This window comes from Microcystis sp. M_QC_C_20170808_M3Col (genome assembly GCF_007095505.1).
Classification (GTDB): Bacteria; Cyanobacteriota; Cyanobacteriia; order Cyanobacteriales; family Microcystaceae; genus Microcystis.
This window is the reverse complement of the sequence record NZ_SFBY01000261.1, coordinates 1-8,849: the sequence shown is the minus strand read 5'-3', so window position 1 is coordinate 8,849 and position 8,849 is coordinate 1. Positions and strand designations below refer to the sequence as shown.

The 8,849-nt window shown below is 43.0% G+C and carries 11 protein-coding genes and 1 pseudogene; 4 read left to right on the top strand and 8 right to left on the bottom strand.

Annotated features, from left to right (window positions below):
* Nucleotides 1-323 precede the first annotated feature (323 nt).
* Both EWV84_RS11930 and EWV84_RS11925 read right to left on the bottom strand, forming a co-directional pair.
* The gene (locus tag EWV84_RS11930; protein WP_287078164.1) at nucleotides 324-1,160 is read right to left on the bottom strand and encodes a metallophosphoesterase; all 837 of its coding nucleotides are present in this window, start codon (nucleotides 1,158-1,160) and stop codon (nucleotides 324-326) included.
* A gap of 85 nt (nucleotides 1,161-1,245) precedes the next feature.
* Nucleotides 1,246-2,481, bottom strand: a complete 1,236-nt coding sequence (locus EWV84_RS11925) for an LL-diaminopimelate aminotransferase (protein WP_287078163.1) — start codon at nucleotides 2,479-2,481, stop codon at nucleotides 1,246-1,248.
* Nucleotides 2,482-2,602: 121 nt separating this feature from the next.
* Here EWV84_RS11925 and EWV84_RS11920 point away from each other — a divergent pair, with 121 nt between their 5' ends.
* Entirely contained in the window at nucleotides 2,603-2,815 is a 213-nt protein-coding gene (locus EWV84_RS11920) for a DUF2839 domain-containing protein (protein WP_286825267.1), read from the top strand.
* A 75-nt stretch (nucleotides 2,816-2,890) separates the two neighbouring features.
* Here EWV84_RS11920 and EWV84_RS11915 read toward each other — a convergent pair whose 3' ends face one another.
* Entirely contained in the window at nucleotides 2,891-3,034 is a 144-nt protein-coding gene (locus EWV84_RS11915) for a hypothetical protein (RefSeq protein WP_287078162.1), read from the bottom strand.
* On the bottom strand, nucleotides 3,009-3,944 hold the full coding sequence (locus tag EWV84_RS11910) for an NAD-dependent epimerase/dehydratase family protein (RefSeq protein ID WP_287078161.1): 936 nt from the start codon (nucleotides 3,942-3,944) through the stop codon (nucleotides 3,009-3,011). Before EWV84_RS11910 ends, EWV84_RS11915 begins: the two co-directional genes overlap by 26 nt.
* 220 nt (nucleotides 3,945-4,164) lie before the next feature.
* Here EWV84_RS11910 and EWV84_RS11905 point away from each other — a divergent pair, with 220 nt between their 5' ends.
* Complete coding sequence (locus tag EWV84_RS11905) at nucleotides 4,165-4,611, top strand: DUF29 domain-containing protein (RefSeq protein WP_287078160.1); 447 nt, start codon at nucleotides 4,165-4,167, stop codon at nucleotides 4,609-4,611.
* A 124-nt stretch (nucleotides 4,612-4,735) separates the two neighbouring features.
* Nucleotides 4,736-5,203: a DUF29 domain-containing protein gene (locus tag EWV84_RS11900; RefSeq protein ID WP_287078159.1), complete on the top strand. Its 468-nt coding sequence runs from the start codon at nucleotides 4,736-4,738 to the stop codon at nucleotides 5,201-5,203.
* On the opposite strand, the gene EWV84_RS11895 is transcribed toward EWV84_RS11900, so the two are convergent.
* From EWV84_RS11895 to EWV84_RS11885, 3 genes are all read right to left on the bottom strand, one after another.
* The gene (locus EWV84_RS11895; protein WP_287078158.1) at nucleotides 5,200-5,985 is read right to left on the bottom strand and encodes a hypothetical protein; all 786 of its coding nucleotides are present in this window, start codon (nucleotides 5,983-5,985) and stop codon (nucleotides 5,200-5,202) included. The two genes, EWV84_RS11900 and EWV84_RS11895, sit on opposite strands and share 4 nt — an antisense overlap.
* 412 nt (nucleotides 5,986-6,397) lie before the next feature.
* Nucleotides 6,398-6,904 (bottom strand): type IV pilin-like G/H family protein, encoded by a 507-nt coding sequence (locus EWV84_RS11890; protein WP_287078157.1) that lies wholly within the window; start codon nucleotides 6,902-6,904, stop codon nucleotides 6,398-6,400.
* 353 nt (nucleotides 6,905-7,257) lie between these two features.
* Complete coding sequence (locus EWV84_RS11885) at nucleotides 7,258-7,788, bottom strand: type IV pilin-like G/H family protein (RefSeq protein ID WP_287078156.1); 531 nt, start codon at nucleotides 7,786-7,788, stop codon at nucleotides 7,258-7,260.
* 342 nt (nucleotides 7,789-8,130) lie between these two features.
* Between EWV84_RS11885 and EWV84_RS11880 the strand changes: the two genes are divergently transcribed.
* Nucleotides 8,131-8,544 (top strand): four helix bundle protein, encoded by a 414-nt coding sequence (locus EWV84_RS11880; RefSeq protein ID WP_287078155.1) that lies wholly within the window; start codon nucleotides 8,131-8,133, stop codon nucleotides 8,542-8,544.
* 56 nt (nucleotides 8,545-8,600) lie between these two features.
* Here EWV84_RS11880 and EWV84_RS11875 read toward each other — a convergent pair.
* Nucleotides 8,601-8,849 (bottom strand): annotated as a pseudogene (locus EWV84_RS11875) (DUF4164 family protein); the annotation flags it as partial.

The window sequence follows — 8,849 nt, the reverse complement described above, 5'->3', positions numbered from 1 at the left end:
ACCGGAAGGCAATTGATAGCCTGTTAAATTCCCTTGTTTCCACCACCTCCAAGCCGTTCGATAACTTATTCTTGTTTTTTTTGCCTAGTCTGATAGTTTCCTGTCTATATATTACCATGACTGGCTATATCTGACTATATTTGTATTGAAACTTTACAATACTCCTCACTTACAGCTTTTCTCAGATACATGAGGTTCGTTCTTGCATCTGAAATACTTGATTAGCAAGAATGAGCTTGTGCTTCACCTTCACGAGAAAGGCTGTCATACTGTTCACTAAAAACTCACATCTGGTCACTGATAACTGATCACTGATCACTGATTCAAGACTGACTGCCGTTGATCAAAGTAATTACCGTCACTTCGGGGGGACAAAAAAGACGACCGGGAAAATAGGTTCCTAAGCCTCGATTGACATATAATTGATTTTCCCCAACTCGGTGAAATCCCTCGGACCATTGCCAGTATCGCACTACTCTGCTAAACTGCCGGTGAAAGGGAACCCATTGACCATAGGGTTCTGGCAGCGATCGCCTAAGTTTCTCTAAAATTATCGGTAGGGAACCGATACCGGGGATAGTCACTTGACCTCCGTGGGTATGACCGGATAACTGCAAATCCACGCGCCAATCCCTTAAAAGCATGGCTGTATCGGGATTGTGGGAAAGGACGAGTCTGGGTATATCGGGAGAAATTTGCTCGAGGATTTGCGGTAAAAATTCCCCGGACCAATAATCGGCCAATCCGACAATGGGAAAATTTTCGCCGTAGGGTGTGGCGATTTCATTCCAGAGTACCCGAATTCCCACGCTAGTTAAGGCTGCTCTGACCGTTTCCCTTGCCTGCGGAGGATAACTGTCATGATTTCCTAAACAAGCATAAATACCCCCTTGACTTTTGAGAGCTTTTATGCTCTCGACTAGGGCAAAAATTGGCCTGGGACTATCGGTAATAAAATCCCCCGTCAGGAAGATGAGATCGGGTTTTTCTTGATTAGTAATGGCGATCGCTTCTTGCAGGACAGCTACAGGCAAATGCTGTGCATCGCAGTGCAGATCTGACCACTGCACCAACTTGATCCCTTGCAGAGCTGCCGGTAAGCTGGCAATTGCGATCGTTAATCTTTCTACCTGTAAGGATTCTAACCAAAAGGGTCGCATCGGTGAGCCATGGTCGGTGAGTAGTTACCAGTCTATCAATTATTTCCCGATGGGGATGCTTCCGCAAACATCCCCCTCTTAGCCATTAGCCTTGGAATTTATCGATAATTCTCTCCATAGCGGCCTCGACGTTGGCACGACTATTAAAAGCCGATAGCCGGAAATAACCCTCTCCGGCAGCCCCAAAGCCGGATCCGGGGGTTCCCACCACATTACAGGTGTGCAGTAGCTTATCGAAGAAATCCCAACTCGATAGACCCTGGGGCGTTTTTACCCAGACGTAGGGCGCATTTACACCGCCATGGACTTCTAAACCAGCAGCGGTTAATTTTTCTCGGATAATTGTTGCATTTTGTAAATAAAACTTGACAAGTTCTTGTACTTGTGCTTTTCCTTCCGGGCAATAAACCGCCTCGGCCCCCCGTTGGACAATGTAGGAAACGCCGTTAAATTTGGTCGATTGCCGACGATTCCACAGTTTCCAGAGTTGCACATCCGTCCCGTCGGCAGCTTTGGCCATGAGACTTTGGGGAACCACGGTTAAAGCGCAACGAGTCCCGGTAAAACCAGCATTTTTAGAAAAAGAGCGAAATTCGATCGCACATTGCCGCGCCCCCTCGATTTCGTAGATGGAATGGGGTAAACTGGCATCGGTGATAAAGGCCTCGTAGGCCGCATCAAAAAAGATAATCGATCCGTTTGCCCTAGCATAATTGACCCAAGCTGTCAAGTGTTCTTTGGTAGCCGTGGCCCCGGTGGGATTATTGGGAAAACAGAGATAGATTAAATCGACTTTTTCGGCTGGAATCTGGGCAGTAAAGTTATTTTCGGCGGTAATTGGCAGATAAATCAGTCCCTCGTATTCACCGCGGTCGTTGGCCTCTCCCGTGTGTCCAGCCATAACATTAGTATCAACGTAAACGGGATATACTGGGTCAGTTACGGCGATCGAGTTATTATCCCCAAAAATATCGAGAATATTGCCCGTATCGCACTTAGAACCGTCGGAAATAAAGATTTCATCGGCACTTATATCACAACCGCGAGCCTGAAAATCATTGACGGCGATTTTCTCCCTTAACCAAGCATAACCCTGTTCGGGCCCGTAACCTTTAAAGCTAGAGCGATCGCCCATTTCCTCCACCGCTTTAATCATTGCCTCCCGACAAGCTCGGGGCAAAGGTTCGGTGACATCCCCAATCCCCAGACGGATAATATTAGCATCGGGATGGGCTGCCGCAAAAGCTTGGACTCGTCGGGCAATTTCCGGAAAAAGATAACCCGCTTTTAGTTTTAAGTAATTACTGTTAATGGTTGCCATAATTCTTCTCGTTTCAGTCGCAACCTTTAATTTTATAACAGTTTCAGGGACTAGGACTGGGTGTGGCCTGTTGTCTTTCGATATACAATCAGATAAAAACCTCTTAATAATTGACATTAGTATGGGTGAATCAAAACGTCGTCAATCGGCCCTGGGTGATAAATATGGACAGGAAGAAAATATCCTGCCTTGGCTACCGATTACCAAAAGTCAAGCGGCCCAAGCTTACAAGTTAACCACTAGGGGTGCCTGGATTGGTATAGGAGTTTTAGCCGGCGCTTGGGTAGTTATTCGCTTTGTCGGGCCGGCCTTCGGTTGGTGGAATGTCCAATAACCGCTTAAGGCTGCATCAGTTTGGGGGTTAGGGTTTTAGGGTGTTGGGGTTTTAGGGTTTTAGGGTGATAGGGTGTTAGTTGAAATTCCCCCACTTCCCCACTTCCCCACTTCCCCACTTCCCCACTTCCCCACTTCCCCACTTCCCCACTTCCCCACTTCCCCACTTCCCCACTCCCACCAGAAAATTAATTTTATTGCTGTGCCAAGATCTGGTCATCGATCGCCCAGTCTATTTCTTGCCGATCTCGACCGGAAGGGAGATAATCGTTCTGGAAGGAGTCTGCTAAACCACTGACGAGATCATATTCGGGCTGCCAGTTTAACTCCCGGGTGGCCTTATTAATATCAGCGTAAAAATGTTGAACTCGCAGGGGGAAAGGTTTCTTTTTGCCGAAGTCAAATTTTTTGGGGTTATAGTTAACAATCTCGATTTCCTCGGCATTTTTCCCCATGGCTGCCGCGCAAGCTTTCGCTAAACCGTTAAAAGTTACATAGCGATCGCCTGAAATATTATACACTTGACCAATGGCCTGAGAATTACCCAATACTGCGGCCATGGACTTAGCTAGATCGACAACGTGACCGAATTGGGTAAAATGTTCCCCTTGACCAGGTATAGGAATAGGACGATTACGAGCCAAACGGTCAAAAAACCAAGCTTCTAGGTCATTATAGTTGCCCGGTCCGTAGATATAAACCGGACGGATGGCAGTCCAGGGTAAACCCATCTCGTTTAAATAGTTTTCTGTCTCGTATTTTCCCTTGTGGCGACTCTTGGGATCTAGTTTATCTCCTTCTTTGTGGGGCATTTGGTCAGATTTTAAATAAACCCCCGCCGAGCTAACATAGACAAAATGCTGGATTCTTTCCCTAAAAATCTGGACGAGGGGCTGAGTATCACTTAATTCTCTGCCATTATTATCGAAAATTGCCTCAAAACTCTCATTTTTAAGCTTTTCTTTCAGTTGCGCTGGGTCAGTGCGATCGCCGTGGAGCTGTCGTACTCCAGCAACCGGAGCGGGTTTATTGCCACGATTGAATAATACCACCTCATGACCCTGTTCTACTAATACTTTAGTCAAAGAAACGCCGATAAATCGGGTTCCACCCATAATTAAAATTTTCATAAGATGATGGCATAGATATCAAGGTTATATTATCCCTCGATCGGTGCAGTTTGTGGCTTGTTAGTTGTGAAGAGAGGGATGAACCACAAAGGCACAAAGGACACAGAGAGTAACTAGCGATCGATTAATCAAACTTATCACACGAAGGACAAGAGAGCCGTCTGAATTGGCGAGGTTTAGATAAAATGAGGGTAATTAGTCAACAGAGGAGGTAAAAATTATGACTTTAGCAAAGGTAAAAAATCTTTATGATCAAGATTTTGCTTTGTGGATAGAGAAGACGGTCAAACAATTAAAATCTGGGGATTTATCTCAAGTTGATTTAGAGAATTTGATCGAGGAGGTGGAATCTTTGGGAAGACGAGACAAAAGAGAACTAAAAACCCGTTTAATTACATTATTTGAACAGGCTTTAAAACGGCGTTATCTTCCTTTGTCCGACTGTTATCGAGGTTGGGAAGTAACAATTAAACGTTGTCAATCTAAGTTAAAAGATATCCTTAAAGATTCCCCTAGTTTATGCAGTTTTTTAACAGATATGTGTGATGATTGTTATCAGGAAGCGGTGGAGAATATGCGAATTAAATATGATGCTATTTTCCCCGATGTTTGTCCTTTTTCTAAGGATATTGATGGTTTATTAAATCATAAGTTTTGGGAAAGTTAAACTTTGATACTAAATCCGTTGAGTAGAGGCAATAGGCAATAGGGGGAATAAATAATCAGTCTTTAATACCCAGATTTAGTGTGATTTTCAAGAAATTAATTTAAGTTTAACAAGGAGAAAAATTATGACTTTAGCAAAGGTAAAAAATCTTTATGATCGAGATTTTGCTTTGTGGATAGAAGCAACCGTCAAACAATTAAAATCTGGGGATTTCTATCAAGTTGATTTAGAGAATTTAATCGAGGAGGTGGAATCTTTGGGGAAAAGTCAACGCAAAGCGGTTGATAATTTTTTAACTCGTTTATTAGAACATTTATTAAAACGTTGTTATGTGGTTCTTCCCGATTGTTATCGGGGATGGGAAATTGAAATTAGAAATTTTCGCAAGGAGTTGAATAAGGAATTTAAGTATTCTCCTAGTTTGAAAAGGTTTATGATAGAGATTTTAGAAGAATGTTATCGAGAAGCTTTAGAAGCGGTGAAAGAGGATTATCCAGACTCTAATTTTCCCGATGTTTGTCCCTTTGCTGAGGATATTGATGGCTTATTAAATCATAGGTTTTGGCAGGATAAAAAATATGTCAACCCCTAATCCTTGGGGGGAATTGCCATCACTTGATTATTATTAATCACCAATTTACCGCCCAATTTTTCGATATTTTCCTTGGCTAACTTGCGGGTTTCTTCGTCTTGGCTATTTATCCAGACTAACATCCAAGCGCCGACTCTAGGAGCGCGACTATCGGGATTAGTTTCTAAAAATTTCACCGTTCCCCTAGCGGATTTTTCGATAAATTCATTACCGGCAATTTTTGCCCAATCGGCGGCCATTTGATTAGATTTTTTCGCCGCAGGAATATCACCTAAAAATAATAGTTCATCCACTCCTTTATATAACCAAATAAAATAGGCATCAGTAACATCAGGAGTGATTTTTGATAAACCTTTATTCATAATCTCAACGGTTCTTTCGGGTTTGCCAGCATTGACAGAAGAAGCGACAGACATCATCAAATAGGCGCGGATAAATTTCGGGTCATTTTTAGTGACAATTTCCATAAAATCGGGACTTAAACCGTAACCAGTTTCCCGACGAGCATCCACATCGCCATAGTATTGTATAAACTGTAACATTGACCAATTGGCTAACATATTATCAAAGCCAAAAGAAGGTATATTCTTTAATAACTCAACCTGAGCATTTTCTAGGCGAGATTCTTGAGCATAATTTCTCTCTAATAACTTTTCTTTGGTCAAGGTTTTCACCTTTTCCTGTTGCATTTCCACAATAGCCATGATTAGTCCACCGATAACAGCGATTAAACCCAGAGTTTTAAGTAAGGATAGATTGAGAGATTTTTGTGCGTATAGCATAGCTTTAAATAAAAGTCAATAATCAGTAACGTAATACCATTTTTCATAAGTAATGGCAGAGATGGTTAATCGCCCCAACCCCCCACCCCCCCAACCCCCCCGACGTCGGGGGGGTAAGATACCTGCCAAGAATAAAGAAAAATGGTATAAGTAGCTGGTTTTAATTAAATTAAAACATGAATTTTAGGTTCGATCCCCCCTGCCACCCTTATTAAGGGGGGTGCCGATAGGCGGGGGGATCTGAAAGTTTTTAATACCTACCCACTTAGAGGTTAAAAATTGTCACCTCCCCCCTTATCAAGGGTAGGGTTAATTCATGAATTAACCCTACGATGAATTAACCTACAAATCACGACCTTCATAATTATAACCATTTACTTATCAACAAAAATAAAAATTTTTTGGGGTTATTTTAATTAATTTTAATGCCATCAACACAATCAAGCTCGCCGGCGGAATTACTGGTAGAAACATTATCTTCTAAAGGAGTTTCATCCTCACAAACAATACCAGTATAGGCCCCGGCTGCCGTTTGTCCGGCCGCTCCAGCATAATTTTTAATATCGTTATCAAATGGAGTCAAAGCATCCAATTCATAGGCGACTCCAACAGGATTGGTGGTTCCCACTTCGCTGATATTATAGAATTTTAGGGAAATAGTGGCAGCTTCCAGAGCTAGTTCAGATAAAGTAGCAAAAGTCCCTTTTTCATAACGATAACCCTGTTGGGCGCGATTGATTAATCCCAGTGTTGCGCGCGCTTCTGCTTGCCTACCCTTAGCGACTTGTCCCAAGAGACTCGGTAAACTGATGGCAGCGAGAACCCCCAATAAAATCACCACTACTAACAATTCTATTAGAGTGAAACCCCTCGCTTTTTTTTCCTGTGATTTGATTGCTGAAAAAAGAAGGTATTTCATAGTTAGGTGCTGGCAATATTGACTATATTTTGGGTGTTGGGGGATTTCAGTTATCAGTTATCAGTTATCAGTTATCAGATTGCAGTTTTAAGTAGACAGTGTTAGGTGAAAACTTCGGAACTTTCTTTTCAGGAGTTGCTGAAGGCATTGCATTTTGATTTCCTCCATTCATATCTCTATTATGCAACGGGTCTTTTCACTGATTACTGTTTACTGTTCACTGAAAAATCCCCACTTCCCCAAAAAATCAAAAGCGCAAGGTTTCCGAGAAAACATTTCCCTGCCACCTTCCGCTAGATTATCAATTGTTGGTTATTATGCCAGAAAGCTTTTAAGCAATCTGGGAAGAATATCTATTTGATTTGTTTGCTTCCCGTCTCACATTGCGCAGTACCACCAGTTGTAGTCGCCTGGACGAGGGCATCAGCCGGGTTATCTGTTTCACAAATAGCCGCACTAAAAACACCCGCGTCGGTTTGAGCTACTGCAGCAGAGTAGTCGCGAATATCGTCTTGGTAATCGTCGATAGCCACAGCATTAGTTCCAGCCTCCTCCCGAATGGGTGCTATCCCCTGTTCAAACTCATAGTATTGAGGTGCTGCTATAGATACGGGCAATTCGTTATCATCAGCGTCGGTGGAGAATATTCCAAAAGAACCTGTTTCCAAGCGGTGAGCCTGTTGAGCGCGGTTAATGCTAGCGAGGTGGGTGCGAGCTTCCGCTTGTCTGCCTTTGGCTACCTGACCGAGGAGGTTGGGGAGAGCGATGGCGGCCAGTACACCGATGATGATAACAACAACTAGGAGTTCAATGAGGGTGAAACCTTTGTTACCGTTCTTTTTGTTGAGAGCTTGGATGAGTTTGAGTTTGAAGGTAGAGTTCATGGGTGTATCCTTTGGTAAGTGTTTTCTGTTCTCTATAAACAACTTACCCACCCGTTTCAGAAAACCTATCACCCTTGGGAAAAATTTTTTTTGGGGTGATGGGGTGATGGGGTGATGGGGTGATGGGGGAATGGGGGAATGGGGGAATGGGGTGATGGGGGAATGGGGGAATGGGGGAATGGGGGAATGGGGTGGTGGGGTGATGGGGTAGTGATGGGGTGATGGGGTGATGGGGTGATGGGGTGATGGGGTGATGGGGTGATGGGGAATTTTCCTGAATTTAGGTTTGACAAGAGGTATTTATAAGGGAAAGTAAGAATCATCCATCAGGAAAGGGGAATTATGGTGCAAAAACCTAAGAAATTGCTGAACACCCATGAAGATATAGAAGTTTATCAGATCGCCTTTAATCTGGCTATGGAAATCTTTGAACTATCTAAAAAGTTTCCTGGGTCGGAAAAATATTCATTAATTGACCAAATTCGACGTTCTTCTCGTTCTGTCTGTGCTAATTTAGCGGAGGCATGGCGTAGAAGACGATATAAGGGTTCATTTTTGCTGAGATTAAATGATGCGGAAGCAGAAGCAGCAGAAAGCCAAGTTTGGTTAAAATTTGCTGTTAAATGCCAATATTTAGATATTGAGACTGGTAGAAAACTTTATGGTCAGTATAATAAGGTTTTAGGACTGATCGTCATCATGACTAATAATGCCGATAAATGGCTACTAAAAACCCCAAAATCCCCAAAACCCTAATTCCCCAAAACCCCAAGTTCCCATTTCAGGTCAGGTTTAAGTATCGGGGGTAACTTCTAGGGATTGGGGAAAAAACCGAAAAGTTTAGCAGCACCTCCCAAGACAGCGACCACCAAAGCTATCAGAATCCCCCGGTTGGTAAATTCCTGATAACCAACCCGTACCGTTAATCCCTCGATTTTCTCATCTAATACTTTAATATCGCCTTTTAAATCAGCTTGGCCTATCTCCAGTTTCGTCAACCGGTCCTCCACCTTGTCAAATCTCTCATCCATCCGTGTTTCAAGGGAGTCGATTTTTTGATT